The organism is Blautia sp. AF17-9LB (genome assembly GCF_003479185.1).
GTDB classification, from domain to species: Bacteria; Bacillota; Clostridia; order Lachnospirales; family Lachnospiraceae; genus Fusicatenibacter; species Fusicatenibacter saccharivorans.
Map to the genome: position 1 here is coordinate 1 of NZ_QUGU01000011.1, position 24,576 is coordinate 24,576.

Sequence of the window (24,576 nt, forward strand, 5' to 3'; positions counted from 1 at the left end):
AGAGGATCAGTGACTTTGCCCTTTTGAGGATCAACTGGGTTGCCCTGGGACATAGAGAAAACCTTGTTGGGGATATTATAACCTCAGATTTTCTCCATGTCAACTATCCCACTACTCTAACTTCTGCATAATACATACCTGAATTAAGAGCTTCAGAATGGTTGTCGACATAAATATCAACGCATCCACTCGGTACTCCACGATCTTCTACCGTGTAGATCTGACCGTTAATTTCTACTTCAGTTCCAAACGGTAAATCAGCCATGGCAACTGTTCTGCCAGCTACAGGATATGCACCAGATGCCGTTGGACTGCCAGCCCAAGAACCATTGCAGCTTACGCATCCACAATAGTGAGTAATTCGATATGTACCGAGACTATATCCAGAATACGATGTCGTTACTGGTGATGACTCAATTGATTGGGATTGTAGAATGGGTTCAGGAACTAGAGGTACATCAGAAAGATATTCGTTGGACATATAGAACATCTGATCATCAATCTTTACTTTTGCCCAGTTGTTATCTGTAATTTCTAAAACCTCTACAGAAGATCCATACGGTAAAGCTCCGATTTTCTTTGTGTTAGTGGAATTTCCAACACGATAATTAAGACCGATGGTAGGTTCAACATATTTAGTCTCTGCATTAGCCAATGTTGGGGTGAGTAAAACGGTTAGTAGAGTTACAGTAGTTGCTAGTTTTTTCTTAAAATTATTCAATGGTTTAGACCTCCTGACTTTCATATACTTGTACTTCTTTAGCAAGCTCTGCTGTTAGTTCACCTTCATAGGTAAATTCCACTGGTTTATTTAGAGCTAGTGAAAAGATACCCATAATTGATTTGGCGTCAACAACATATCTTCCAGATACAAGTGTTGCATCTCCAGGATATTTGCTGACTGTCATAACAAACGCTTTTACTTTATCAACGTTATCAAGAATGATTTGTTTTTGTAGTTTCATTGTTTTGTTCTCCTTTGCATAATTTATATTTTGCAACAATACCCACATGAGGCATTGGTACATTCATACCATTCTTCCCATCCAGCTCCCATATATTCATATTTTTGGAACTGAGGAAGCATAATTGATCCGCAGCGTGGACAAGTTAATATTCTCTCATCCACTGCTGCACATTGAGCATCCCATGCCCAGTTTTCTTCTCTGTATTGTAGATCGTCGTCCATATTAGTTTTTACCTGTACTTCCAAAGCCGCCACGACTTTTGCCGCTTAGTTCTTTAACAGTTTCGAAATGAATTTCTGGCTGTTTCTTCATGATACGGAACTGACAGATACGATCGTTTTTATGGATAACTGTATCTTCCATAGCAATAGCTGGATATCTCCAACAGTCCTGTGGCCCACAGAACATGTTGTCAATGACCGCTTGGTGGTTACTTTGGATAATTTTAAAATTCTTATATGTACTGCTACGTGGTACAATATGAGCTTCATATCCATCAGGAAGTTTCATTCCAACACCAAGAGAAATAAGTCTAAATTCACCTTTTTTGATGTGAACATCTTCTGCAGCTCTTAAATCAATCCAATCACCATTCTGAATTGGTGCAATCGGTTCAATGTCTGCAAAGTATTTAATTTTAATTGTTTCTGTATCCATAGTATTATTCTCCTCTTCTTTTGTTTTCTTTAGGATTTTTTGGTTCACCATAGTTTTCATAATACGATTAATTTTTCTATCAATCTCTTTTACAATCTTGTTATTACCATATTCTCTGTTGTAATAAGGAATATAGAGCTGATTATGATCTGAGTCGAACACTTGATAGAATACGTCCTGTTCTTCAATATCAATATATAGACGAAACTCAATCGTATCTTTATATACACTCCTTCGATAACAACCAAAGGCGAATCCATTCTTTCTGAGCTTATTATTTGAGAGATCTGTTACTAATTCATAATTGTTTAAGTCAAGCATACAGATACCTCCTTGCTTAGATATTTGAGAAAATCATCCCATTGTTTCTCAGAATGGATAAATTCCTTACCCTTAAGCATTTTTTTACGCATCAGTTTTTTAATTGGCTCAGGCTTATATTGTTTCATTTTCTGCATATGCTCAAAGATATAATTGGATGTAGCACGAGATATGATAAGAAATTTATCTTTTGGGACATCTTTTACAACCTGTTTATACTGTTCAAGATCAGATTCTGGTATTTCATATTTTTGTTTTGGGAGATTTCTAGTTGAGAATGGTGAAATATCTGCTCCATATGTGAATGCCTTAAGAAGTGTTGCAATATAAGAAAGGTCTTTTGGATGAAAATGAAATTCAATTTCTTCATCATTTTCCATGATATGTTTTACTGTTCCTTCTGACAATAGTTGAGGATAAAGTTCTTCGTATGGGATTTTATCTTCAATTTGAAGTTTATCTAACGCAATTGTTCTGAGAATGTTGTGACCCCTTCCAATTGATGGAATGTAAGCTACAAGATCATTTCTGCCATAATAATAGATTTGATTACCATATTGACACTTGATATAGATATCATCTGTATCAAGATTTCCTTTATCGTCTCGTGGAAAATCATTTGTATCATGATCTAGATTAGCCATTAGACGATATGTTCCTTTGTATTTCATTAGTGGACTTGGCGTAATATCACCTCCTAGTATTCTTCGTACAGTGTTTCGTTGCTAACTGGGATTTTATTCTTTTCAGCTTGTTTAACTGCTTTAAGAGCTTCTTTTCGATCAAAGAAGATCGTCTTGCCAATATTATCATAGCTGAAAAGATATGCTATTTTAGTACGTTTTTCCATGCCACAGAACCATCTGTTTTCTTCATTAATAGTACGAATTTTAAGCTCGTATACATCGTATAAGCCCAATGTTGGCATAATTCTGGCGTAGTATAAAATGTCATTTTTATGTAGTTGTTGTGTCATTTGTTATCCTCGTATAAAATAATTTTATTTTGAGCAAGAGTTTTTTGCACATCAATTACTCGTTGATTGGATGACCCACACCAATGTAAAGAGACATCACGTAGTTCTTTTTTATACCGACCGTCAACAATGACATCACATAAAGAGATTAGTTTTCTTGTTTGTTTCAGACGTTTATCTCTTTCTGGATTAAAATCACCAGTTATAACAGGCCAGATTAATTGTTCAAATTTGTAGCCTGTGTATAACCATATCGTTTTATTCGGATATTGTTTTTTGATTTTTTGTGTAATATCTAATACAGTTTCAATATTAGATTCAAACATTGGATCTCCACCACTCCAAGTAATGCCACTAATATAGTCTTTTGATATTTGATCCATAACTTCTTGTTCTGCATCATTATTAAATTCAATGCCACCGTGTGGATTCCAGGTTTGAGGATTTTGGCATTCTGAACAATGATGGCTACATCCAGACACCCACACAACAACTCTTAGTCCGTCTCCATTATTTTGGTCTGGATATGTAATATTGTGATAATTCATATTTCTCCTAACAGGGCTGGAAATAATACATCCAGCCCATATAATATTTAATGATTACATGCTTACCCTGTCCTTGATTTCTGCATTCTTTGCTTCGTTATAGCGAGTTTGACCGTGAACTCTTGTAAACCCTAAGTACCCGTTCATTCTGTCGATCTTTGTAATCATTTTACTTCCACATTTTGGACAAGTATCCATTTCTACTTGCTGGTATCCACAATCTTCACAATAACACATTGCAAGATTTACACCTTCATAGAACCCTTTATTCATTGCTCTAAGTACAAGTGTTTTAATTGCCTGTTTGTTATAGCCAAGATTATATCTACAGTATTGAATTTTCCCACCGTTAAACAGATTCCAGAATCTTCCTTCCTTATCTTGTTTTTCAATCGGATTCATATCTTCTGATACATGGCAATGGAAACTATTGCTTACATATTCTTTGTCGGATACGTTTTCAATAATCCCATAAATTTTACGGAATTGCTCTACCTGCAAACCACAAAGTGACTCTGCGGGCGTACCGTAAATTGCATATAAAATATGGTCTTCTTCCTTGATTCTGTTTGTGTAATCATTGATATACTGCATGACCTCTAAGACAAATTGCCCATCTTCTCTAATAGATTTTCCATTATAAAGTCTCTGAAGTTCATTCAGTGCAGTGATACCATAACTCATTGTCATTGGAGGAAGAATAGATTTAATTTTATCATCTGGATTTAGATGTCCACCTAAAAAACCACCTTCACAGAAAGCAACCGGATTAACACTGGCATGAAGCTCTCCAATGTAATCATAGGTTCTTTTATGTAATCCACGAACAAGTTCAAGATAGTAATCTAATACTTCATAAAAATCTTTTGACTCTCTACGAGCTTTTGCAAGAATCATTGGAAGATGCAAGGAAACAACCCCAAGATTAAATCTTCCTTTAAAAATTGGTGTATCATTTTCATCTGCTGGATGCATACCACCACGTTCATACCATGGACTAAGAAAAGCCCTACACCCCATAGGACTAACCACTTTTTTATATTTTTTATACATTTCTGCTACATATCCATCGCCAGTTAAAGATAACCAATCCGGATACATAGTTTTTGCGCTGCAATCAATTCCTGCATTAAACACATCTGCACTCGGATATTTATCCGATCCATCACCATGCAATTCTTTGTCATATAGAAATACGATTTTAGGGAACAATACAGGACGTTTAAATCCTTTTTTACCCTGTCCGTCCTTATGTACATTAAGAAGCGTAATTGCAGCCATTTTGCCGAATTTAGACGTAGCAAGACCAATAGTTATCGTAACGAATGGATAATCCCCTCGACTCGAAGAAACCGAGTTCAATTTATATTCAATTCCTTGCCAACCTTGTTCAAAGTCACGATGTACTTTATTGGTTGCATATTTATCTGCTATATCATTGAGTAAATCATTATCGAATTCTGAATCTACACAAAAAGATATGTCTTTAAATTCATCAAAATATTTTCTATATGATTTTTCTGCATATGGTTCAAGAATCTTATCTGCTTCTGGAACGGTAAAACCACCATATTGTTGCGCTGCTGTTGATAAAATAATATCTCCCATAACATCAAAAGCCGTATCCAAATAGTTTGGCTCATTATACCAAATGTTACCCATTTCAAAACCGTTTTTCATAACATCCCCTACGTTAAAAAGGCAACAATTAATCGTATCGAGTCGAGCAGACCTATCATGGATATAAATATATCCATCTTTTGCTGCTTGTTTTTCTGCATATGTTAAAAAGAATTTTTTATATAATTCACTATTCAGCTCGTTGAAAATCAGGCTTCGCTTCGTTGCAACAAGGGCGCTGTCTGTGTTGGCATTGCTCTTGTCTCCGATGTAGCGGATGGACTGGCTACGCTCATATACTTTATCCATCATATGTACAAAATCTTTTTTGTAATTCCGATATTCTTTATACATTTTGGCTACTTTTGGGTAGTCTTCTTCCAATACAGCTTCGACGATATTATGCATATCATAAATTTCGATGCTTGTATCATCATCGTAGTTTTCTTCGATTTCTTCCCAAACATCATTCAGGATTTTTTCATAGTCTTGATTACTTAGTTCAACCATTGCTCTTCTTGCAGCTTTATTGCAAGCATCAATGATTTTTTGCTCTTGATATTCTTCAATTGTTCCATCTTTCTTTACTACTCTCATTTCTCCACCTCCTCATGAATTTCTTCTTTCTTCCAAGTGTAATTGCAGCAGTTATTCATTTGCTCCAATTCTTCATCAGCACTCTTGGAAATTTTACACAACGACATTACAGTTGTGCAAAACCCAATCCCAAGAACTGCTCCAAGTACCACATAAAGTACACTCATTATTAGTTACCTCCTACCTTTTGATATATCCTTGACCACCATCTCTGCATTTAATACAGATATGGCTACAAGGCGATTCACTGTAATTTGATTGTCTTGTTACAGCTTCAATGATATATTCTCTGTCTTGTCCTTCGATTTCTACAGTAATAAAATCATCTCCCATTTGTTTTAGTGTACGGCATAGCTCGCCGCTTGTTCCAATATACAATGTCTAATTTTCTTCCTTTCATAATAGTAAATGTGCAATATCCGTCCAATTCATTAACCTCTTTCCAGCCCAATCTTTATTCCAACTATAAATATCCCCAAAACAATATTTTTCTTGAGCATTACTTGTTTCTAACATATGTACCGAATCATCAATAAGAATGCCATCGCTCATATCTATATGTGATTTATCTTTGTATTTTTTCATATTTACACCAATAAATTCTGGATAGAAAAGATACTGATTAATCCACTGTTCTTTTTGTTTTAAGTTTGGAGAATAACCCATGCTAACAATTTTTACCTGATATACTTTTCCAAGTTCATCAATAATTTCATGTGCATCTGGCATAAATTCCAGTTCATAAAAGAATCGTGGTGTGTTAAAGTATGTATTAATGTATTCCTTAGATGTACAGGTCAATTCTTTAAAATCATATGAGTTAATCTCCCACCAATTAACATGATGGAATTTCTTATAATATTCAAAGTCTTCGTTGTATAGGGACACAATCGTTTTGATCGTGTCCACTAGCGTATTATCGAAGTCAATATAGATCGTTTTAATATCTGGTCTATACATTGTTTTTATTCAAATCCTTTCGAATAATGTTTATCATTTTTTCTACAGAAGTTTCCAATGACCTGTCATTGAGAATACGATAATCAATTAGATTAGATTTTTCAAAATTGCTGAACGAATCATTTTCTGCAGCATAGTTCTGTTTCCATGAATCATAGTCACCACGTTTCTTTGCACGTTCTTCTGCAGTTGTATATGGGGTTGTAATATAGATAGATACTAGACGGACATCTATATCTCTTGTTTTGAGTTTAAGTGTATATAATCCGACTGGATCAATGATATAGAAATTAGAATTTAAGATTTGCTCTTTTGTTGCAAAACTGCAATATCCAACTCGATCTGTATATGCCACCATGTTTGGTTTATATTTTTCAACGTCATCAGGTGAAATAAAAATATGATCTGAATTATCAACTGTTTCGCCTGGTCGTATAGATCTGGTTGTATAAGATTTAAGAACCGTCATATTTAATTTCTTAGCAGCTTCTTTGGCAATAGAGGATTTGCCAGAAGAAGTTCTGCCAAGGATACAATATAGTGTGTGCAAAAGGAATCACTCCTCTCCATGTAAACTGTAGAAGTATTCGTTATATAAATCATATCTTTTCTGAATATTTAGCCAATCCATTTCTTTGTTGTTCTCTCTGAGCCATTTCTGAAAACGGGAAAAGAATCCACACTGTGTAAATTCAGGGCATCCTGCTCTATAAATACAATTTGGAACAAGAATATTTGATTCGAGTGGATGATTTTTATGTAATTCAATCTTAAAATCTTCCGCCAATTCTTTTGCTTCATCAGTTGCTGCTCCACATAATCTTTTTCTCCAAGAATCAATAACATTTTGCATATTTGCATATCCATCAAAATTAACAGGCGCATCTTGTGGTTTTCCTGATCTTGGAATATCATCTTTTAATCTATCATCTCGTTGAGTACTAATAAATTTTTCAAACTTATGTCTGCTCCATTCTGTACTAACCCAGTATGGAATTTTTTTCCACGACCAATCAAATTCAAGTAATCTAATTGGCGAATGTTCAGACACAAGTAGTTTACTCATCCATTTTTCTGTGGCATCTTTGTCAGTAAACTCTTTGTTATCTGTAGTTCTGCAATGATTTTTCACTCGTTTCCAGTCATCATTAATCCAATTAAAAATTGTTATTCCCATTTTTATACCTCCCATAATGTCATATCATTTTTAAAATTATCAAGAACTTTTTCATCATCTGTTAAAATCTCCACATACGCAGGTGCGTCAATCGCAACGCTTAGTACACCCATCAGAGATTTAGCATCAAGAACAAGTCTTCCGTGAATATAATTGATATCCCAATCTTTATATTCTCCACATTTAGCTACGAATAAACTTGCATTGTTTACTGTTTTAAGACAGATTTTAATTTTGCGATCATTCATATTTTTCACCTTCTTTCTTAGCTGATGTATTCTAGGAATTCATCTTCACTCATAATTTTTACACCAAGGCTCTTTGCTTTCGTATTTTTACTTGACGTAGAATTAACATCATTATTGATCAATGCAGTAACCTTCTTCGAAATCGATCCAGATACTTTTCCACCTAGAGATTCAATCTTCTCTTTGAGTGCATCTCGATTCTCGAAATGTTTCAAACTACCGGTAACAACAAATGTTTGTCCCGTCAAATCTTTTCCGCTACTTGTTTTGAGAGATACTTTCTTTGGCGTTTCGAATGTAAATTCTTTACCAAGTTCCCACACGTTACTACATTCTCTATTGAAATATTCATCAAGTGAATTAATAATAGAATCTCCAATGCCAGGAATATGAGAAAAGAATTTTGCACCTGGATGCGTCATATCTCGTACAAAACTTTCGAATTGATAATCTTCCGCCTCGGCAATAACTTTACTTGCTGTTTTGCCAACAAGAGGAATTGATAATGCATATAAAAATCTATCCAGTGTGGTATTTCTGCTCTTTTCAATTGAATCAAATAGTTTGGAAACTGATTTCGAACCGAAACCATCAAGATTTTTCATTTGTTTTTCGTACTTGGTGAGATAATAGATGTCTTGGATAGAATTTAACCATCCTAGAGAAATGAATTTTTGAATTGTCGCTTCAGATAAACCATCAATATTCAGTGTGTTTCTACTAACTGCATGAGTTAGTTTGCCAAGTAATTTGCCCTTACATTCAGGGTTTGTACACCATAGAACTTCTGAATCGTTTTCTTTAATGATTTTAGTTGGTTCGCCGCATACTGGACATTTATCAGGAATATGAATAAAAGATTTTTCCATATCCTTTTCAAATCCATCTGAAATGAACTCTTCTGCCCAACGCAATTGGGGAATTATAAGATTGGCTTTAAATACGCCAATTCTTTGTCCTCTGAATGGACGAGGCATTAGTTCTCGCATGACAGAAACATTATGTAAAGAAGCTCTCTCTACAGTACTCCCTTCAGTTTCCACAGGTTCAAATACTGCAGTCGGTGTTAGAATACCCGTCTTACCCATTGTGAATTCGATATCTTTCAATGTAGTTTCTACGGAATCGTTTTTTACTTTAAATGCGATACCATTCCTGTTGTGGTGTTCTGTACTACCAAGAGACTTACCGTATTCTACATCTTCAAATTTAAATACAACCCCATCTTGTGGAAGGTGCTTTTCTGCAGCAAGACTAATAAAATTATCAATTTTACATTGTAGCTCTTCATTTTGATAATACTTTAAACCTAATACTTCACACGGAACAATACTAAACCCTAGCTTCCCTGCTTCAAGTAATCTGAAATAAAAACTATCATGTGCTTCATAATCGTTATTGCTAATTGCTAGAATAGGATCAACTTCTTCTACCACTTCCCAGGCATACCAACTTAGTTTTCTGTCTTTGACGACCGATGTATCCAAACTTGAAAGTGTTCCTGCAGTAAGATTACGGCTATTTTTATATTCTCCATTTTTATTGATCTCTTCAAAGTCATCAAGCTTGATTAAAGCTTCACCATCGATAACATATTTGCCCTTTTTATTAATACGTAGTGGAACATTCATAAACTGTTTTACATGCTGTAAAATATCATTTCCTTCTGTACCATTGCCACGAGATTCCGCCCCGATTAATTCACCATCTTGGTAAATCAATCTACAACTAATACCATCAAGTTTAATAGAAGCTACAATATCGTGTCCTGCTGCAAATTTTTTGATTTCTTCTACAGAGTGGCATTTGTCAAGACTTAACATAGGAGTCTCATGTTTTACTTTGATAAGTGATTTTAGTACTGCTCCACCAACTCTATTGACTGGGCTGTTCGGAAATACTGTATTTGCTTCTTCTTCCAATTGCTTTAATTCAAGTAACTTTGAATCAAATTCGGCGTCACTCATAAGTGTTGTTCCTGATCCATAATAAGAATCTGATGCCCTATTCAGATCATGAATCAGTTCTTTCATTCGTTTGATCTTATCCATTTACCGATTTCTCCCCACACATTTCTTTTAAATATTCAAGCAATTCATTGTCTTCCAGATAATAAATATCAATATGTTTACATCCATCCAGCCATTTTTTAAAACCATCCCAAAATTGACCAATTCTCCAATCTGGTCTATATGTCATGTGTAATCTTGTTACTTCATTATAAAAATTATATAATCTATTTGGATCTCTCATATTTTCTTTCCTCTCGACTATTCTGTGATTTCTACAAATGTATTTGTTTCTGGTTCATACTTATATGGAAGACCATTTGGCGCAAAATATGGTGATGGTGTTGTTGAAGCTCGACCATATCCAATTGATCCGTTCCAAAAATACACGATTTTTGTTGTACTATCATAATATAAATATCCACCAATGTTAATTAAATTATCGGTTCCAAGAGATTTTACTGTTACAGTATCGTTCGTTTTTACATTTGCTTGTGCTGATTCTACTCTACATCCTGAAAATGATAGTAAAATACTGACACACAAAAATATTAGTAATTTGTTTTTCATGGTTTTACCTCTTATAAAAACTGCTTTTTAACATACCTTCTTTAATTAATTCATAAACAATATCAAGATAATCTCTTTTATCGCTATATCTGCAATTGGCATTTTTATGAATTCTTTGATCGTCCTTTATCCAATCATTTACTCCAAAATATATATTACTAACAAATAACATCTTAGACCCTCGTGCTACACAAAGATAATAACACTCTGTATCTTTTGGCATTCCTTTACATTTTTTAAATCCGAATTTTTCAAATTCTTTTGCTGGTACTGTCGGAATTAGCATCATCTATTACCTTTCTTGTAAATTTATATTCTTCACCAAATTGATCAGTTGATTTACAATTCCATCGTCCTAAATTAAACAACTGCTCTTTGTACCCATAACGTTTAAGCCATTTTTTATTAATTCTCTTCTTATGATGTTTTCTTGCTTGGATTTTCTTGACATACAAAATATTAACTTGATCTGGCGTCTTAGAAAGATCAGCGCTAAGAATTGCTGGATTGATCTTTGATATATTTGCTGAAAACGAAAGAGTTCTTTCATCTTTTGTAATGATTGGTTTATACCTTATATAATCATGACATTGTTCGACTGTATTTCGTGTCATATTAATCTCTTGTATGTCATTAAAGAAACATATTTTTTCTTTGATTTTGGGTCTACCATGGTAATCCCACCACATACACGCTCATTCATTCAATAATTAATATTCATTATTCTCTCCGTCATCTTCTGGTGGAGCAAGCTCTAAACCTAAGATTTGTCCTACTTCATATGCAGCATACGATGTACCACAAGATTCTCCATCAAAGAAACAATCATAATAATTTCCTTCTGAACGCTGTGGTGTAAATCCACATGCATATGGATCATAGTTTTTATTAACCCATTCTTTTAATTTTTCAATCATTTCTTCCATAGTCGATTCCTCAGTGTATTACCTTATTTTGGTTATAATAGCAAAGATAAATGAAACCCAAAATTCATATATTTATTTATCATCTGCATAGAAATCGCAAAAATCATTCTCATCTGTAAGAGTTTTTAATTCCTTACACAAATCAAATGTCATAACGTTCTGACAACTAGAATTTGGACATCTAACTGTGCATTGACTAGGTTTTGGGTTAATACATCTTGGAATACAAGCTTCAGACCTTGCAAAAATAAATACTGTACCACATTTGTTACAAACACAACCATACTTTCTTTCTGGATCTGGTTTCTTTATATGGTCATTATGTACTGCTAATATTCTCATTGTTTGATTCTCTCCTTCTCATCCATCATTTTTCTAAACTCCATGTACTTTCTTGTATATTCATAAGAATCTTTGAAAATATTCGTTACTGCTTTATATAGTTTAGGTTCATACTTCTCAATTACATCTAATTCATTCTCAAAATCTCTTCCATAAGGACAACCACAACATCCTGTACGTTTTAATCCATATTCCGTATAACATTTGCTATGTATAATCCCATACGCTTTCTCATAATCTTCTTTATCTGAATTTTTATACCAAAACAACGGTCTGTAATTGTCATACTTATCACTCTCATCGAAGCAGTTACCATATCTAACTCTTGCACCACCCTCAGTTTTTCGTACACCAAATATATTCAGATCATAATCTTCCTCTTTTAGCAGGTTATGAATTAAATCTTTTTTCGCATATTTGCAGCATCTATTTGAAATTTTAAATGTTGGATTGTTTTGAATCATAAATTCTTTTAGATATTTATTTCTACGAATATTGAAGTTATCTGTTAGATTTGTATTGCACCACCATTGTAATGCAGATTGACATTTCGGATACTTCTTATATAATGTATCAAAGTCTTCATCTTCCCACTGAAAGTTATGTCTTTGTAACCGTTGTAAAAATTCACTTGTAATCTTAGACATAAACGGTTCTCCATAATTCTTGCAACTTGCAGGAATTGGAATTTTAGGACGTTTCTTTACAAACGTAATATCATATCTTTCTTCAAGATATTTTAAATGATTTTTCGTGGCTTGATATTCAAGACCTGTATCAAACCATACATAATCTACCTTGTTATCTTTATCACATCTCCAAACAATATCTAACATTACATCACTGTCTGAACCGCCAGAGATTGCACAAACAATTTTCTTATACTTTGTATTGTTAATAATTGCCCATGCACGAATCAAGTTGTCACAAATCATTTGATTTACAGGACAACCATTTAATAATTCCTCAATTGTATTAGCTTTCTGTACCAATATGTACTTTCCTCACTGAAAATTATTTCATTTCAATGAGGCAAAGCCATACTTCGTGAGTGTCTTTTTACGTCACTATCACATTGCTTTTTCGATTTATATTAACCAATGATCCGTCTTCTATAAATCATCGTGACAACCTTTGCTGCACAAAGGTATTAAATACATATGGTAAAAAGCTAACCAATCGGTAGTACAGCTTCGCAAAGTCTTTCTATGTTGTTTATTTCACAATTTACCATCTTGTGATTTGGATTATCATTATTATAATCTCTCATAAACATATCTAGCCAGAAATCAAAATACTCATCATCTGCACTTGAATCCATTACTGCATATCTATCAACTGTTTTATAATTACCTTTTTCTGTAAGATAAGATAAATTGACTTTATATACCGGCAATGTAATTTTTGTTTTCAAGAAATTCTTTGGATGTATATTTCTTAGTTTTTCTTTTAAATCTGAATCATAAATTTCAAATACGTCAATTCCTGTCCTTAGAGAACAGTTTTTAAAAAACTCACTCGGATGCACTACTTTTCACCACCTTTCTACCAATAAAACCTAGAACAACGCACAACCTTGAGCCTTAAACGACTCCACCTGCTTGTCCCACTCTTCTTTTGTCCAATCAAATTCTTTCATCAAACATTTCTTACAATAGAATTTATTAACTTGTCTTCCATGTATTTTTAAGTTCATTGAAAGAACTTCCTTATGTTTTATTCTCTTATTGCACTCACAACATTTCTTATTAAAATATTGCAGCGCAATCTGTTTATCAATTCCTGTATACTTTACAAATTCATCAATAACTTCTTGTGTTGGCTCACTTCTAAACACACCACCATTCCATGCTTGAGTAAGATATTCTTCAATTGTGCAGTTCATAATCAGCCATTTCTGATTACTTATAAAATCTTCTCTTAGAATATCTCTCCATCTTTTATATGCTTTTGAATACCAATATTTATCAAGAATCCATGTTGACTTCGCATAATATGGACAAGCACAATGGCATCCAACTCTTGAATATCCTTTTTTATATTTTGGATTAACTTCAATATTTTTCCAAAATGTATAAAGCCAAACATCTAATTCCGTCCACTTTCTAATAGGAAGTATTCCTTGCCAGCATGTGTCTCCCCATTCGGAAGTATTAACCCATTCGTCTTGATAATTGCTTCTTGTATTGGATTCTTCATTTCTCATTCCCATAAAAATTAAATACGGATGCTTATTATCAAGCTGAGAGACCATAACTCCAACTTTAAAAATCCTACAACAGAATCTTGAAAATCTTGATGGAATCATAGAATCAGATTTCACATATTGATAAAACCCTTTGTCTGGATTCATGATTTTACAGTTCGGAAACCGTTTAACCATCTTATATGTGTCAGCACAATCAAGTGATGTGTTGTTGAATATTGCTTTTGTGTTTGGATATAGTTGTCGAACTAAATGACATGTAACCATAGAATCTTTACCCATAGAAACAGGTATTATTGGAGTATATACATCATAATCTTTGATCTTTTCACGTATTAGGCATAAAGCTTCATGTTCAATTTCTCTCAAATGATTTTCTTTGAGATTGACCATTGTTCTCCAATCTATTAGGTCTACTTCAGATGAATCTTCATAAGATTTTAATTTTAGAATTTCTACTTTTTCTAGGTTATCTGATACTTTAACTCTGCAAAATTTATGTTCTACAAGTTGACTATCAAAGCCTTTTATAATCTGTTTATCAAGCCAAAAGAATCCTTCTTTTAAATAAGGTAATTCTTCGCCAGAAGTGTCTCTTAAAAATTTGATATATTCATTGTATATCGGATTCAATTGTAATCTTCCTTTAACTTTTGGATTTTACCAATTAGTTAAAGGAGTCTATCTTATGCTTAGAAACCAATTATTTTAGGTCATAGTGTAAGATTTTACGTTTTAACCTTATGTCGCTATGTTGCTTTGGTAATACAAGCCATCTCGCTATACAACCCTGATTACAGGGATTTGATTACAATTGAAAAATATTTATTATTCAAGTTCTAAATAAAGTTTTCCGAAATAAACCGCATCAAGAATTTCTACGTTTGATATCGTTCTTTCCGGATGTTTTTCATTAAGTTCTTTAATATGATTCATGAATTCCTGATCGACAGAATCCCATGCATTCTTATCTAAGAACATATACTTTACTGCTTCTTTTGGATTTCCACGAGCAGTTGTATACTTATATTTAATCTTCCAAGTTGGAATAGGAATTACTTCACTTGCAATCTGTTTTGGATGGCAGTTTTTAACTTCTTCCATTTCACTGTCATCGTACTTACAAACTGCTTGTAATTCAGATATTTTCATTTTGACTCTCACCTCCTGATTATTTATTCTCTACTTCGACAAAAATCAAATGAAAAATTAATTTCATAATTAGAAGCACGTTCATTTCCGTACTTCATGAGAGCATCCTTGTCCCTGACTACGTGAGGGTTGCGGTTTGTTCCAGAGTATTATATTCTGAATTCACAGGTTCAACTCATACACCCATCGGTTGACTGAAATATTGCTAACAGTCTTCACCTTTACCTTTTCACCATCTCAGACTTTCAGTTCCTTTCACCGCATTTATCTTTTTATTATTTTATTTCCAATTAAAATACGGAGTATATCTTCCACAGAAAAGATTGCAGCATCTTTCCTTATATACAAACTTATTATTCTCTAACACACATTCTCTAACCATAGATTTTCCGCACATCGGACATTTCTTTGTGATTTTACTATTTTTATTGCCAATCTTTACTTCATATCCAAGTAATTCATGCATAAATTAATTACCCCCATGACATTTATTCTCTTATCTCAAATAATTTTTCCACTGCTTTTACACGCTTGTTATTATCAATTGTTCTTTTTACTTCTTGTTCCCAAATACAATCCCATCCTGAAGGTGCTTTATGTTCACTAACCAGAACAATATTCTTTTCGCTCATTTTTTCCGCCCAATTCCAAAATCTATCATAATCAAAGTTTTTGCTTGTACCATATTGTTTTACTCCGCAATATGGAATATCACAGTAGAATAAACAGTCAATTCTATCAGAATATAACTCTTCATAATCTCCGCATTGGAACAGAATATCTTTTAATCGTGGAATCTGTTCTAATAGGTTTCTTCTTGCTTCATCATAATAATTTCTTTCAGTTCCAGCTTTTGTACATACAACGCCTGAATATCCACCATCAAAGAATCGTCCGTTATAGCTCGCAAGAAATCCAACTGCTCCAATATACCAGCCAGGATATGTATTTAAGTCTTTGTTGAAGCATTCTCTTACTTTTGAGTAATGTTCTTTTGTAATAAAATCTGGAAGACTTTGAATCCGATTTAGATTCTTGAATATTTCTATAAGATATTTATGATTATCGGATGCAATTTTTGTATCACATTGAATCTTGTCAATGATATTGCATCCACCACAGAACGGCTCTATATATGTTTTTATATCATAATCTTTTATTCTCTGCTGAATAATCGGAATTATATATTTCGATATTCGAGACTTTGATCCCATGTATTTCATTAACAACTATTAAGAGCAAAGAATTCTTTAATGTACGTACAAATCTCATACTCCTTTCGTTAAGTTTTCTTAATAAAAATTCAATTTCATAACTAGATGTTTGCAACCATCTAATATATTATTCTCTTGTCCAATTGGAAATTTCGAGCAGAAACGCTCTAAGAAGTTATTTTAAAATTACTATTTGATATCTCCATTCATCTTTGCATTGAAGATAGCTTTCAGATATTCTTGTGGATTATCTTTTGCAGCCTGGAATCCTCTTTTCTGTCTCTGAATATCATCTAGTACGGGCTTATACTTTGGACTATTGCCTACTTCATTCCTATATTTTTGCACCTCTTCACGAGTTACAATTTCTTTGTCCACTAGAATTCGCAACACTACTTGTACATCAACCAATGCTTTCATAATAGTTTCCTGCATCTGTAATTCATGCAAGGCTTCGTCTGGTTTATAATAAGAATCATTGCTTACCGCCAATATTTTTACCTCCTAGATTATCTAACTCTTCTTCGACTAATGCGTTAATCTTCCTCCAACAAGGAATGCATATATGATATAGTTGCCCATGTAGACGACACGATCTAAGATATACAATCATATCATCATTTAGTTCTCTGTCACATACCTTACACATACAACCCTTTTTTGCGTGTCGTATTTCTACTTCATTAAGATTACCAATAAAACTTCTGTCCATTTTTATTTTCCTTCTTACTCCACATAATCCGTGAATTCTTTGCCACAGCATAAGCATTTGACGGTCTGGCATTCTACAATACCACTTGGCAAGAATTTATATACAAACTGTTCACCGGCTGTTGCATGTGACACACATCCATTTTCTTGATGTCTTTTACACCAATTGTCTATTCTCTTACTTGTCTCAAATGTCATTATCTTACCTCCTGTTTGTTAATAGAATACAATCTCCAATGTAAAATAAGGCAATCATCATAAAATTCATATCTGTAACCTTTGCTCCACTGCCATAACAAAACATCATAAACATAAACCAAAGTATACTCATATTAACCCTCTTCTAAATCTTTCAAATTAATCCAACCTAAATCATCAGGTACTTTCCAAACTTTGATTAATCTTTCATTTATATACCAACACTTATCACACTTCCATTTCCATGTAATATCATGATCTGGATGACCAAAGCTTATGTAAAAATTTTTGTATTCTTTTTTGCAACAGTCACATTTTTCATGTGTAATAATTCGACTCATGCTCCACCTCTCATTGAAAAACATATTTCATGCTATTTGCTTATATACAAACTACCATCAGCCTTTAATCTTGGATTTATTGCAGTACCAATCCCTTTCTGATAAAGTTCACCAGACACGACAATATAATTTACTCCTGTCTCTTCGTCTACAAGCTGATAAGTTTCCATCTTTCCATTTTGATTCTCAAACCATATTTTTAATGGTTTATCTTGTTTTGCTTCGACAGAAGTTCCACATGCTCCAATAACAAATCCACACAATACAAAACCTGTTGCAAATATTAAACCTTTAATTTTCTTCATCTTTTACCTCGCATTTCTTTTACAGTACTTAATAATATTATCTTTACATTTGTCACAAATTCTTACTTTATAATTTCTTTCTGTTCTTATAGGCACTCCTACAGGATAGTCCCATCCATTCCAATCGGAACAATCTAGTGTAATTCCATTACTTTTAGATATTTCTTTTCTGCAAATATCACACACTTCAATTACTGCCATTTACTACAATTCCTCCACCTCTTCATCAGAAATCTCTTTATATTCTACTTCATATCCTAGATATTTCAGGAGATCAATCTAATCATCATAATCAATTCTATATCCCTTTCTGAAAAATCCTCATAGTGAAGAACTATATAGTCATCGGATTCATTTGTTGCAATCTGAATTTTATTACTTTCCATAATTCTCACCTCTCAATCGTATGGCATCCATTCTGGATCTCTATATACTTCTTCATTTTCACAATACACTTCATCCATATCAAAATAACCATCACATCCAGATAAAGCCCATGATAAACAATTTATCATTTTCATTACTTCTGATTTATTGAATACTGCAAATAATTGATTCTTGTCATAGTCTGCAATAATATTCAAATCATCAGTAGACCAATTTGTTTGTCTATTTATATCTTTTTCTGTACTATAATTATGTGTTGGAATTATATTTAAATTGCAATTATTTCCAACTTTAATATGCAAATTTTCATTTATAAATTCAGATACATACTCTGCATATACGGTTCCACTAGGCTCTTTTAACAATTGTTCTTTTGTCAAAATTCTCATGTTCTCACCTCATTTCTACTTCACCAAATTGCATTGTATTATCACAAAAAGTCTTCATCGCACAATACGTCCCGCACAAACCATTTGACTGAGCACCTGTTAATCCGTCACAAGAAAGTCCAATTATGTTTACTAATTCGTCAATTGTATCTTCATTCATAAACAAATATGGTTTATATCCGTTCTCAAGTTTATAAGTGTGAATCTTTTCATTTAGTTTCATAAAATCAAATTTTTTAGTTGTAATTGTAAATCTATCAGGTTTCATAGCTTTACTCACCTCGTTCCTGTTTTTACAAAAAATAAACGAATGATACCAAATAATGCAAAACTTGATCAGTTACATATGATATTTTTTGATATCTCGCCTTTAGCGGATCAATAATACAGTGTGTCAAAAAAACAACTCCAAGCTGCCAGGTTAATCCAAATGCAAGGTAAAATGGTAAACAATACAACGCACAATGTACGAATAAATGATACCAATTACTTCCTTTAGTCTTTGCAATAAAGTCACTTTGTAAAACATAATCACCAACCAAATGACAAAACACTAATAAAATTACCTTATTCATATATCCCATCCTTTACTTTAACAGGACAGTTATGTGCATCATAATAATTAACAATCTTATTCTCTTTCATGTCAATTTTTACATAAGCACTTGCATGTGGAAATCCACCATCAAATCCTTTTACATACATATAATCATCTACAGTTTTAGTTCCAACAATCTGAAGATAGTTTTCTTTAAACCATTTTCCCGAAATATTTTCTGCATATTCTTTGAAAATATCGTGATAATTATAATCTTCGTGCATACCAATCATATTATTATCTCCTTAAATTCTCCAATGAAAGAGTGATTTCGTTATTCTTTCTCTAACACCATAATTGCTTTGTAATATTTGCTATTACACGAACTGGCTTCGATTTTATATCCCTCAGATAAATATTCATTCATTTTGTTTTCAAAGTCTGTCTTATTTTCTATCTCTAAAATAATACATTTTTTCATAACAGTTACCTCTTTTATCTCGATCCGTTTGCATCTACTTGTCAGCATTGAAGCTATTACCATCCCATGAATTATAGCTTGTTTGCATTCTTGATTATCTTTGAACACTGTTGCATCAATTATCTATCATATTCTTCCGTCATCCCTATGTATAAGCAAGCCAATGAGTAAGGTAAATTATCCATCACTTAATTTCCTTCCACATATAGGACAATAATTAATTTTAATATTACATGTATAATAATCATCGTCACATTTATGCCAGATACAATAGATATTATTTATGTTGTCATATGTAATACAATTGATAAACCCTTCTCTGTTAATTGGATGAGTTGCATTCAATTCTAATTCAAGCCCATCGCAAAATTCACACATTTATTTTTAATCCTTTCTGTTAATGGCTGTTCTACCCTTGAGATGCTGCTATTAGGCTCACATGGTAGATAACTATTTAAACTACACTGTTATACCATCACTCAATTGAAATCGACATTTCATGCTCGTATTACTCTACAAATACGCTCATATTTGGCGTAAATTTTTCCGTTTTGTTCGTTAGAATACTTTTTTACCAACTCTTTCATTTTCTCGTTAATGTCTTCCTTATTTACGTCAATTTCATAAGCATATATACATGTTTCGTCATCATATACTTCTTTCATAACTCGAATAAGGTCTACGATTTCAGTCTCTATTTCTTTTTTCTCATGGTCTTTCTTCCACTGTTTAAGGATTTCAATAACTTGTTCAGGTTTATCTTTTCGGAAATCTTGACACGTTATCTTCCCTTTTACTTTACCAATAGGACATCCATTAAGGCATTTATGTTCGCAACAAATTTCGCCTAAAATCTTAGTTGCTTCCGCTGCTGTCAATTCGTCTAATAGTTCGAATTCTGATTCAAAACCAATTCTCCAAACATGTTCATCGCCACAATCTACGTTAAAACCGTCTTGGTAACAAGTAAGACCATCTGTAGAAGGTCTATTAGTAATAATACCAATTTTTCCTTCTGCGCCATAACAACCAGTAGTTGCTCTGACAATTTTAATTTTATCTCCAACTTTATATTTCATCATTCTTTTTCCTTCCTTTATTATCTTTGCGTTTTTTCATTTTCATCTTCCAACAGTTCAGGATTGTCAAATATGTTGCCTACAGTATGGAAACCATCTAAATCCGCCCAATATCCCAAGTCTTTTCCGAGAAACTTAATATTGTTCCACTTAATTGCGAAGCATCCGTTTTCATACACAACTGTTCCCTTATACCATCCAACCTGAACAATATCTCCCTCAAAGATTTTCTTTCCGATCTTGTCGGTCAGCCCTGTGTACTGGCAAACTGTATTCGGGTCAACATCATAAAAACCAATGCCTTCAATGTCCCATTCGTCACAAGCCATTCCATTATACTCGGCAATCACCAAATCACCGACAAAAACGTGCCTAGGTTTTTGATAACCATCGTCAAACAAATATCCATCTACCCATTCACCATTATCGACACGTTTCCCTCTAAAAAGTATTTCTCTATTCATAATCTTCTACTGTCTCCATTTTTTTTCAGATCCTCAATAAATCAAGATTCATTAATTATCTTTCATGAATTTCTCTAGATTTAAACACATACACTTAATTAAGATACTTTATGCTTCCATATAATTAAATTTGACAATATCCATAGAATCATCCATCCCTTTTTGACTAAGCAGATCGAGAAGATTAGTTCCAAAATGATCATCTTGAATGAAAATCTGTTTTACACCATATCTGGAACACATTTCTATAATAATATCTGCTGCAGCGTCTGTTTTAGAACACCATTTTGAATATACGATTTCAGCTTGCGGTGCAGACACTGCAATTTGAATATTATTTTTATTTATATTAACATAAAGTGTATTATCCATATTTGTGCCAAGCTTTTTACGATTTTCAATGCGTTTCAATCTTTCGCGCTCTTTTGGCGAAATTTCATCATCAATAATTATATCTTCTAAATCTAATAAACATTGTTTAAACCATCTAGAATCATCTCCCGCTGCTGGATTATATGTTTGCAATTTCTGAATAATCTCTAATGCTTTATTTTCTAATTCTTTATTCATCTTTTAGTTTCTTCCTTTCAATTTTTCTATAATATGTGGGTATGGATTTTCACCATACATAGCTACTCACACCCTTCTGCCTAATCAGACCCAGTATCATCAGCTATTTCACTGTTTCAGATACCGACGGAATTGAACCGTTAGAGCAACCTATCTGTCATTAGCGTCTACATATTCCGCCACCACACATTATTTATTTTAATTCATAACATGAACAAAATATTCTTGGTAAATACTCGACAAACCAATCTTCTATAATTTTATCTTTCACTTTGCATACATAGTAGTCTGGTGTATACATGTCCTTTGGCATTACAAGCACATTATATTTACAGTATTTACATCGTCTATGTCTTTTTCTATAGTCAACAATTTTCTTTTCCATAACGATATCTCATTCTTTCGTCAATTTTCTTCCGCACCATGGACAATAATTGATATATTCTTTATCATGAAAAAACCATCATCATAACTATCACATACCATCGTTTCGATATCCAAATAATATTCATTAGTCAGTGGATCGATAAAAATTCGATTATCATCAGATTCATAGTTACAATATCTGCACATTACATAATCACTTCCTTATAATAGTCTAATAATTTGTTCATATAAGCAAATATCTTTGTCATTAATAGCTTTATTAATATGCATATGCCCAAACAAATGTCTTTTATATTTTGTCGTAACTTTTATATCTTCTAGATAATTTGTAAGGACATCTGGTTCATATAAGTTATTACCACTCATAAGATATAATTCTGACGTCGAAGGACTGTGGGTGATAATAAAATCGACCATATTGTTATTCTCTTTTAATACATTGATTCCATGCTGCATTTCCTCATCAGTTGGCAATTCCTCTTCCCACCAAGATAAATTCTTAACACGATACATATATTTACCTTGTTTATCAAGTTTCTTTGCTTTTTCCTGCCAATTAGAATCATTGTAATCAAGAATGCCATCTTGAATATCATGGCTGCTTGCCCCACCAAAAGCGAAGAACTTTGTTTCATCAATTGTAAATACTTCTCCCCGTATAAGATGTAATACATGGGTTCTTATCTCATGTACTTTGCCGCCATGCCATTCTTTTATAGGATAAGTTGAAAGTCTTTTGTGATTTTCATGATTCCCATCTACAAATACTGTTGTAAACGGTTTTTTGTTAAGCCAATCTAACCAGTACTTTTCTTGTTTACTTTCCTTATCTCTATTCCAAACAAGACCGAAATCTCCAAGAATAATAACTACATTTTCATCTTTGTTATTAAAAAAATCCTTTTGTTCGTAGAAACTATTTTTACTTAACCTGGTAGGATCTCCATGTATATCACCAGTCACATATACTGCCATAGCTCATCAGCCTTCCATCTTTTATCATCCTGACAAATTATTCTTTATCTTCTCTTGCTCTCCATGCTTCCAGAACTGTCAATAATCTTTGTCCTTTTTTAGTTAACCAGCATCCACCAATACTACTCCCATGTGTTGTAAAATCTTTGTCATCAAGAATATACATCATGAATTGTAACAGACCATATTGAATGTCGTTATTATAATCAAGCAAAAGATCATTTTTGTATCTATCAATAACCTCCTGATAATCAATTTTTGATATTACAAATTCGTTTCGTATATTTAGATATCTTCTTATCGTCTCATATGTAAATTCTGGATTTCCACATCCGCATAGACCCAATTCTTCGTGCATGTAAAAATCTAGCAGTGGATCGATAAGACTTTCTTCGTACCATTCTTTTCTATATCCCTTTATGACATCGTTGTTATATGCGATATTAGATTCTGGATAATTGTCTACAATGTATTCCGCTATTTCACTTAACTTCATATTTTTATTCTCCTACCACGCAATTTTATATTCTGTTTCGTTATACTGTGTTGAAGATGTAATTTTGTATCCTAGTTCTTTCAGGTAAGCAATTGTGGCTGATGAAATGTTAGTTTCATAAATCCAACAACTGTACTCACCCTTACGCATTGCTGCCTCGATTTCAGGCACAATAGACGCTAATTCGGCATCTATTTGCTCTTTGTATGCTTTGTTCGAGATATTTCTTGCTTCTTGTGCTGTAAACATATATTCTCCTATTTAAATAAATTCTTTAAGTAATATTCAAAGTATCCTCTGATAAATAATCCAGAATATTTATTGTCTGGCATAAAGAAGATTGGAATATTGTACTTAAACCATATAGAATGCAGCGAAGCCCAAAATGATTTCTTATTATATTGAGTATCATAATTCCCAGATGCAATATCGGCATAAGAACCATTTTCAATCAACAGTACTTTATTCTCTGGTGCCAAACATAGTTCCTTCTCAAATCTATCTCTGCCATTTGTCAAATTACCACTAATTTCTTCCAGACTGCCTTTGCGCTCCACGACAATCTTTTTATCAAAGTATAATGGTCTTGGAATAGAAAGCTTTTCATTCTGTTCGAGCATAAAACTATAATCACCATATGCCAGTGCTTTCTTTTTATATTTGATGTCTTTTCTATCGAAATAATCAGTGATGTGAGAGAACGATTTTTCCCTCGTATCGATCAGAATAACGATGGAGGAGATTAGTTCCTTCATCTCTTTATC

41 protein-coding genes are annotated in these 24,576 nt (G+C 33.0%); all 41 read right to left on the reverse strand.

Going from position 1 to position 24,576, the window contains the following annotated elements; genetic code table 11:
* Positions 1-103: 103 nt before the first annotated feature.
* The 41 genes from DWX00_RS12045 to DWX00_RS12225 all read right to left on the reverse strand — a co-directional run bounded on the left by DWX00_RS12045 (position 104) and on the right by DWX00_RS12225 (position 24,567).
* A complete protein-coding gene (locus DWX00_RS12045; protein WP_158578822.1) occupies positions 104-721 on the reverse strand; it encodes an SH3 domain-containing protein in 618 nt (205 codons plus the stop codon).
* A 4-nt stretch (positions 722-725) separates the two neighbouring features.
* Positions 726-965, reverse strand: coding sequence for an HPr family phosphocarrier protein (locus DWX00_RS12050; protein ID WP_118595502.1), 240 nt, complete (start codon positions 963-965; stop codon positions 726-728).
* 225 nt (positions 966-1,190) lie between these two features.
* Positions 1,191-1,625 (reverse strand): dUTP diphosphatase, encoded by a 435-nt coding sequence (locus DWX00_RS20590; RefSeq protein WP_118595503.1) that lies wholly within the window; start codon positions 1,623-1,625, stop codon positions 1,191-1,193.
* 308 nt (positions 1,626-1,933) lie between these two features.
* A complete protein-coding gene (locus tag DWX00_RS12060) occupies positions 1,934-2,590 on the reverse strand; it encodes a hypothetical protein (protein WP_243038008.1) in 657 nt (218 codons plus the stop codon).
* Positions 2,591-2,643: 53 nt separating this feature from the next.
* A complete protein-coding gene (locus DWX00_RS12065) occupies positions 2,644-2,922 on the reverse strand; it encodes a hypothetical protein (RefSeq protein ID WP_118595310.1) in 279 nt (92 codons plus the stop codon).
* Positions 2,919-3,470 (reverse strand): anaerobic ribonucleoside-triphosphate reductase activating protein, encoded by a 552-nt coding sequence (gene nrdG / locus DWX00_RS12070; RefSeq protein ID WP_118595311.1) that lies wholly within the window; start codon positions 3,468-3,470, stop codon positions 2,919-2,921. Before nrdG ends, DWX00_RS12065 begins: the two co-directional genes overlap by 4 nt.
* A 54-nt stretch (positions 3,471-3,524) precedes the next feature.
* The gene (gene nrdD / locus DWX00_RS12075; protein ID WP_118595312.1) at positions 3,525-5,687 is read right to left on the reverse strand and encodes an anaerobic ribonucleoside-triphosphate reductase; all 2,163 of its coding nucleotides are present in this window, start codon (positions 5,685-5,687) and stop codon (positions 3,525-3,527) included.
* Positions 5,684-5,854: a hypothetical protein gene (locus DWX00_RS19645; protein ID WP_158578824.1), complete on the reverse strand. Its 171-nt coding sequence runs from the start codon at positions 5,852-5,854 to the stop codon at positions 5,684-5,686. The genes nrdD and DWX00_RS19645 overlap by 4 nt, the downstream gene beginning before the upstream one ends.
* Positions 5,855-6,083: 229 nt before the next feature.
* Entirely contained in the window at positions 6,084-6,647 is a 564-nt protein-coding gene (locus DWX00_RS12080) for a 5' nucleotidase, NT5C type (protein WP_118595313.1), read from the reverse strand.
* Complete coding sequence (locus DWX00_RS12085; protein ID WP_118595314.1) at positions 6,640-7,197, reverse strand: hypothetical protein; 558 nt, start codon at positions 7,195-7,197, stop codon at positions 6,640-6,642. The genes DWX00_RS12080 and DWX00_RS12085 overlap by 8 nt, the downstream gene beginning before the upstream one ends.
* 6 nt (positions 7,198-7,203) lie before the next feature.
* A complete protein-coding gene (locus DWX00_RS12090) occupies positions 7,204-7,824 on the reverse strand; it encodes a hypothetical protein (RefSeq protein ID WP_118595315.1) in 621 nt (206 codons plus the stop codon).
* A gap of 2 nt (positions 7,825-7,826) precedes the next feature.
* Positions 7,827-8,072 (reverse strand): HPr family phosphocarrier protein, encoded by a 246-nt coding sequence (locus DWX00_RS12095; RefSeq protein WP_118595316.1) that lies wholly within the window; start codon positions 8,070-8,072, stop codon positions 7,827-7,829.
* Between the two features lie 17 nt (positions 8,073-8,089).
* A complete protein-coding gene (gene ligA, locus DWX00_RS12100; RefSeq protein ID WP_118595317.1) occupies positions 8,090-10,123 on the reverse strand; it encodes an NAD-dependent DNA ligase LigA in 2,034 nt (677 codons plus the stop codon).
* Positions 10,116-10,325, reverse strand: coding sequence for a hypothetical protein (locus DWX00_RS12105; protein ID WP_118595318.1), 210 nt, complete (start codon positions 10,323-10,325; stop codon positions 10,116-10,118). Before DWX00_RS12105 ends, ligA begins: the two co-directional genes overlap by 8 nt.
* Positions 10,326-10,342: 17 nt before the next feature.
* Complete coding sequence (locus DWX00_RS19470; RefSeq protein ID WP_147398249.1) at positions 10,343-10,651, reverse strand: hypothetical protein; 309 nt, start codon at positions 10,649-10,651, stop codon at positions 10,343-10,345.
* 4 nt (positions 10,652-10,655) lie between these two features.
* Complete coding sequence (locus tag DWX00_RS12110) at positions 10,656-10,940, reverse strand: hypothetical protein (RefSeq protein ID WP_243038009.1); 285 nt, start codon at positions 10,938-10,940, stop codon at positions 10,656-10,658.
* Positions 10,903-11,265, reverse strand: coding sequence for a hypothetical protein (locus DWX00_RS12115; RefSeq protein ID WP_147398250.1), 363 nt, complete (start codon positions 11,263-11,265; stop codon positions 10,903-10,905). The genes DWX00_RS12110 and DWX00_RS12115 overlap by 38 nt, the downstream gene beginning before the upstream one ends.
* Before the next feature lie 96 nt (positions 11,266-11,361).
* Entirely contained in the window at positions 11,362-11,577 is a 216-nt protein-coding gene (locus DWX00_RS12120; protein ID WP_118595320.1) for a hypothetical protein, read from the reverse strand.
* 72 nt (positions 11,578-11,649) lie between these two features.
* Positions 11,650-11,919 carry a hypothetical protein gene (locus DWX00_RS19475; protein WP_147398251.1) on the reverse strand — a complete coding sequence of 90 codons (270 nt, stop codon included), beginning with the start codon at positions 11,917-11,919 and terminating at the stop codon, positions 11,650-11,652.
* Positions 11,916-12,911 (reverse strand): phosphoadenosine phosphosulfate reductase domain-containing protein, encoded by a 996-nt coding sequence (locus DWX00_RS12125; RefSeq protein ID WP_243038011.1) that lies wholly within the window; start codon positions 12,909-12,911, stop codon positions 11,916-11,918. Before DWX00_RS12125 ends, DWX00_RS19475 begins: the two co-directional genes overlap by 4 nt.
* 179 nt (positions 12,912-13,090) lie before the next feature.
* Positions 13,091-13,447 (reverse strand): hypothetical protein, encoded by a 357-nt coding sequence (locus DWX00_RS12130; RefSeq protein ID WP_118595321.1) that lies wholly within the window; start codon positions 13,445-13,447, stop codon positions 13,091-13,093.
* A 30-nt stretch (positions 13,448-13,477) separates the two neighbouring features.
* Positions 13,478-14,758 carry a phosphoadenosine phosphosulfate reductase family protein gene (locus DWX00_RS12135; protein ID WP_118595322.1) on the reverse strand — a complete coding sequence of 427 codons (1,281 nt, stop codon included), beginning with the start codon at positions 14,756-14,758 and terminating at the stop codon, positions 13,478-13,480.
* A 195-nt stretch (positions 14,759-14,953) separates the two neighbouring features.
* Positions 14,954-15,277, reverse strand: a complete 324-nt coding sequence (locus DWX00_RS12140) for a hypothetical protein (protein WP_118595323.1) — start codon at positions 15,275-15,277, stop codon at positions 14,954-14,956.
* 488 nt (positions 15,278-15,765) lie between these two features.
* Positions 15,766-16,500: a DNA adenine methylase gene (locus tag DWX00_RS12145; RefSeq protein WP_118595324.1), complete on the reverse strand. Its 735-nt coding sequence runs from the start codon at positions 16,498-16,500 to the stop codon at positions 15,766-15,768.
* Positions 16,501-16,680: 180 nt separating this feature from the next.
* The gene (locus tag DWX00_RS12150; protein WP_118595325.1) at positions 16,681-16,983 is read right to left on the reverse strand and encodes a hypothetical protein; all 303 of its coding nucleotides are present in this window, start codon (positions 16,981-16,983) and stop codon (positions 16,681-16,683) included.
* A gap of 234 nt (positions 16,984-17,217) precedes the next feature.
* A complete protein-coding gene (locus DWX00_RS12160) occupies positions 17,218-17,400 on the reverse strand; it encodes a hypothetical protein (RefSeq protein WP_118595327.1) in 183 nt (60 codons plus the stop codon).
* Between the two features lie 134 nt (positions 17,401-17,534).
* Positions 17,535-17,741 (reverse strand): hypothetical protein, encoded by a 207-nt coding sequence (locus DWX00_RS12165; RefSeq protein WP_118595328.1) that lies wholly within the window; start codon positions 17,739-17,741, stop codon positions 17,535-17,537.
* 32 nt (positions 17,742-17,773) lie between these two features.
* On the reverse strand, positions 17,774-18,046 hold the full coding sequence (locus DWX00_RS12170; RefSeq protein WP_118595329.1) for a hypothetical protein: 273 nt from the start codon (positions 18,044-18,046) through the stop codon (positions 17,774-17,776).
* A 3-nt stretch (positions 18,047-18,049) separates the two neighbouring features.
* Positions 18,050-18,247, reverse strand: a complete 198-nt coding sequence (locus tag DWX00_RS19480) for a hypothetical protein (protein WP_147398252.1) — start codon at positions 18,245-18,247, stop codon at positions 18,050-18,052.
* A 197-nt stretch (positions 18,248-18,444) separates the two neighbouring features.
* Positions 18,445-18,822, reverse strand: a complete 378-nt coding sequence (locus DWX00_RS12175; protein ID WP_118595330.1) for a hypothetical protein — start codon at positions 18,820-18,822, stop codon at positions 18,445-18,447.
* A gap of 4 nt (positions 18,823-18,826) precedes the next feature.
* Entirely contained in the window at positions 18,827-19,090 is a 264-nt protein-coding gene (locus tag DWX00_RS12180) for a hypothetical protein (RefSeq protein ID WP_118595331.1), read from the reverse strand.
* A gap of 25 nt (positions 19,091-19,115) precedes the next feature.
* The gene (locus DWX00_RS12185; protein ID WP_118595332.1) at positions 19,116-19,397 is read right to left on the reverse strand and encodes a DUF3307 domain-containing protein; all 282 of its coding nucleotides are present in this window, start codon (positions 19,395-19,397) and stop codon (positions 19,116-19,118) included.
* The gene (locus DWX00_RS12190) at positions 19,390-19,653 is read right to left on the reverse strand and encodes a hypothetical protein (RefSeq protein ID WP_118595333.1); all 264 of its coding nucleotides are present in this window, start codon (positions 19,651-19,653) and stop codon (positions 19,390-19,392) included. The genes DWX00_RS12185 and DWX00_RS12190 overlap by 8 nt, the downstream gene beginning before the upstream one ends.
* A 41-nt stretch (positions 19,654-19,694) precedes the next feature.
* Complete coding sequence (locus DWX00_RS19650) at positions 19,695-19,841, reverse strand: hypothetical protein (RefSeq protein WP_158578826.1); 147 nt, start codon at positions 19,839-19,841, stop codon at positions 19,695-19,697.
* 497 nt (positions 19,842-20,338) lie between these two features.
* Positions 20,339-20,923, reverse strand: coding sequence for a hypothetical protein (locus DWX00_RS12195; RefSeq protein WP_118595334.1), 585 nt, complete (start codon positions 20,921-20,923; stop codon positions 20,339-20,341).
* Positions 20,924-20,940: 17 nt separating this feature from the next.
* The gene (locus tag DWX00_RS12200; protein WP_118595335.1) at positions 20,941-21,384 is read right to left on the reverse strand and encodes a YopX family protein; all 444 of its coding nucleotides are present in this window, start codon (positions 21,382-21,384) and stop codon (positions 20,941-20,943) included.
* A 108-nt stretch (positions 21,385-21,492) separates the two neighbouring features.
* Positions 21,493-21,954 carry a hypothetical protein gene (locus DWX00_RS12205; RefSeq protein WP_118595336.1) on the reverse strand — a complete coding sequence of 154 codons (462 nt, stop codon included), beginning with the start codon at positions 21,952-21,954 and terminating at the stop codon, positions 21,493-21,495.
* Positions 21,955-22,542: 588 nt separating this feature from the next.
* The gene (locus DWX00_RS12210; RefSeq protein WP_118595337.1) at positions 22,543-23,316 is read right to left on the reverse strand and encodes a metallophosphoesterase family protein; all 774 of its coding nucleotides are present in this window, start codon (positions 23,314-23,316) and stop codon (positions 22,543-22,545) included.
* Positions 23,317-23,353: 37 nt separating this feature from the next.
* Positions 23,354-23,812 carry a hypothetical protein gene (locus DWX00_RS12215; RefSeq protein ID WP_118595338.1) on the reverse strand — a complete coding sequence of 153 codons (459 nt, stop codon included), beginning with the start codon at positions 23,810-23,812 and terminating at the stop codon, positions 23,354-23,356.
* 12 nt (positions 23,813-23,824) lie between these two features.
* On the reverse strand, positions 23,825-24,061 hold the full coding sequence (locus tag DWX00_RS12220; protein WP_118595339.1) for a hypothetical protein: 237 nt from the start codon (positions 24,059-24,061) through the stop codon (positions 23,825-23,827).
* An 8-nt stretch (positions 24,062-24,069) separates the two neighbouring features.
* Positions 24,070-24,567 (reverse strand): ERCC4 domain-containing protein, encoded by a 498-nt coding sequence (locus DWX00_RS12225; protein ID WP_118595340.1) that lies wholly within the window; start codon positions 24,565-24,567, stop codon positions 24,070-24,072.
* Between the last annotated feature and the right edge of the window lie 9 nt (positions 24,568-24,576).

What these genes read in the sequence shown, in the direction of transcription:
- DWX00_RS12165 (WP_118595328.1), bottom strand. Translation starts at nt 17,741, where the DNA reads ATGAGTCGAATTATTACACATGAAAAATGTGACTGTTGCAAAAAAGAA.
- nrdG (WP_118595311.1), bottom strand. Translation starts at nt 3,470, where the DNA reads ATGAATTATCACAATATTACATATCCAGACCAAAATAATGGAGACGGA.
- DWX00_RS12115 (WP_147398250.1), bottom strand. Translation starts at nt 11,265, where the DNA reads ATGACACGAAATACAGTCGAACAATGTCATGATTATATAAGGTATAAA.
- DWX00_RS12185 (WP_118595332.1), bottom strand. Translation starts at nt 19,397, where the DNA reads ATGAATAAGGTAATTTTATTAGTGTTTTGTCATTTGGTTGGTGATTAT.
- DWX00_RS19475 (WP_147398251.1), bottom strand. Translation starts at nt 11,919, where the DNA reads ATGAGAATATTAGCAGTACATAATGACCATATAAAGAAACCAGATCCA.
- DWX00_RS12225 (WP_118595340.1), bottom strand. Translation starts at nt 24,567, where the DNA reads ATGAAGGAACTAATCTCCTCCATCGTTATTCTGATCGATACGAGGGAA.
- DWX00_RS12145 (WP_118595324.1), bottom strand. Translation starts at nt 16,500, where the DNA reads ATGAAATACATGGGATCAAAGTCTCGAATATCGAAATATATAATTCCG.
- DWX00_RS12205 (WP_118595336.1), bottom strand. Translation starts at nt 21,954, where the DNA reads ATGAATAAAGAATTAGAAAATAAAGCATTAGAGATTATTCAGAAATTG.
- DWX00_RS12215 (WP_118595338.1), bottom strand. Translation starts at nt 23,812, where the DNA reads ATGAAGTTAAGTGAAATAGCGGAATACATTGTAGACAATTATCCAGAA.
- DWX00_RS12095 (WP_118595316.1), bottom strand. Translation starts at nt 8,072, where the DNA reads ATGAATGATCGCAAAATTAAAATCTGTCTTAAAACAGTAAACAATGCA.
- DWX00_RS19645 (WP_158578824.1), bottom strand. Translation starts at nt 5,854, where the DNA reads ATGAGTGTACTTTATGTGGTACTTGGAGCAGTTCTTGGGATTGGGTTT.
- DWX00_RS12175 (WP_118595330.1), bottom strand. Translation starts at nt 18,822, where the DNA reads ATGAGAATTTTGACAAAAGAACAATTGTTAAAAGAGCCTAGTGGAACC.
- DWX00_RS19470 (WP_147398249.1), bottom strand. Translation starts at nt 10,651, where the DNA reads ATGAAAAACAAATTACTAATATTTTTGTGTGTCAGTATTTTACTATCA.
- DWX00_RS20590 (WP_118595503.1), bottom strand. Translation starts at nt 1,625, where the DNA reads ATGGATACAGAAACAATTAAAATTAAATACTTTGCAGACATTGAACCG.
- DWX00_RS12065 (WP_118595310.1), bottom strand. Translation starts at nt 2,922, where the DNA reads ATGACACAACAACTACATAAAAATGACATTTTATACTACGCCAGAATT.
- DWX00_RS12050 (WP_118595502.1), bottom strand. Translation starts at nt 965, where the DNA reads ATGAAACTACAAAAACAAATCATTCTTGATAACGTTGATAAAGTAAAA.
- DWX00_RS12190 (WP_118595333.1), bottom strand. Translation starts at nt 19,653, where the DNA reads ATGATTGGTATGCACGAAGATTATAATTATCACGATATTTTCAAAGAA.
- DWX00_RS12105 (WP_118595318.1), bottom strand. Translation starts at nt 10,325, where the DNA reads ATGAGAGATCCAAATAGATTATATAATTTTTATAATGAAGTAACAAGA.
- DWX00_RS12140 (WP_118595323.1), bottom strand. Translation starts at nt 15,277, where the DNA reads ATGAAAATATCTGAATTACAAGCAGTTTGTAAGTACGATGACAGTGAA.
- DWX00_RS12220 (WP_118595339.1), bottom strand. Translation starts at nt 24,061, where the DNA reads ATGTTTACAGCACAAGAAGCAAGAAATATCTCGAACAAAGCATACAAA.
- DWX00_RS12210 (WP_118595337.1), bottom strand. Translation starts at nt 23,316, where the DNA reads ATGGCAGTATATGTGACTGGTGATATACATGGAGATCCTACCAGGTTA.
- DWX00_RS19480 (WP_147398252.1), bottom strand. Translation starts at nt 18,247, where the DNA reads ATGGCAGTAATTGAAGTGTGTGATATTTGCAGAAAAGAAATATCTAAA.
- DWX00_RS12120 (WP_118595320.1), bottom strand. Translation starts at nt 11,577, where the DNA reads ATGGAAGAAATGATTGAAAAATTAAAAGAATGGGTTAATAAAAACTAT.
- DWX00_RS12195 (WP_118595334.1), bottom strand. Translation starts at nt 20,923, where the DNA reads ATGATGAAATATAAAGTTGGAGATAAAATTAAAATTGTCAGAGCAACT.
- DWX00_RS12170 (WP_118595329.1), bottom strand. Translation starts at nt 18,046, where the DNA reads ATGAAGAAAATTAAAGGTTTAATATTTGCAACAGGTTTTGTATTGTGT.
- nrdD (WP_118595312.1), bottom strand. Translation starts at nt 5,687, where the DNA reads ATGAGAGTAGTAAAGAAAGATGGAACAATTGAAGAATATCAAGAGCAA.
- DWX00_RS12200 (WP_118595335.1), bottom strand. Translation starts at nt 21,384, where the DNA reads ATGAATAGAGAAATACTTTTTAGAGGGAAACGTGTCGATAATGGTGAA.
- DWX00_RS12090 (WP_118595315.1), bottom strand. Translation starts at nt 7,824, where the DNA reads ATGGGAATAACAATTTTTAATTGGATTAATGATGACTGGAAACGAGTG.
- DWX00_RS12160 (WP_118595327.1), bottom strand. Translation starts at nt 17,400, where the DNA reads ATGACATTTGAGACAAGTAAGAGAATAGACAATTGGTGTAAAAGACAT.
- DWX00_RS19650 (WP_158578826.1), bottom strand. Translation starts at nt 19,841, where the DNA reads ATGAAAAAATGTATTATTTTAGAGATAGAAAATAAGACAGACTTTGAA.
- ligA (WP_118595317.1), bottom strand. Translation starts at nt 10,123, where the DNA reads ATGGATAAGATCAAACGAATGAAAGAACTGATTCATGATCTGAATAGG.
- DWX00_RS12060 (WP_243038008.1), bottom strand. Translation starts at nt 2,590, where the DNA reads ATGGCTAATCTAGATCATGATACAAATGATTTTCCACGAGACGATAAA.
- DWX00_RS12180 (WP_118595331.1), bottom strand. Translation starts at nt 19,090, where the DNA reads ATGAAACCTGATAGATTTACAATTACAACTAAAAAATTTGATTTTATG.
- DWX00_RS12080 (WP_118595313.1), bottom strand. Translation starts at nt 6,647, where the DNA reads ATGTATAGACCAGATATTAAAACGATCTATATTGACTTCGATAATACG.
- DWX00_RS12110 (WP_243038009.1), bottom strand. Translation starts at nt 10,940, where the DNA reads ATGATGCTAATTCCGACAGTACCAGCAAAAGAATTTGAAAAATTCGGA.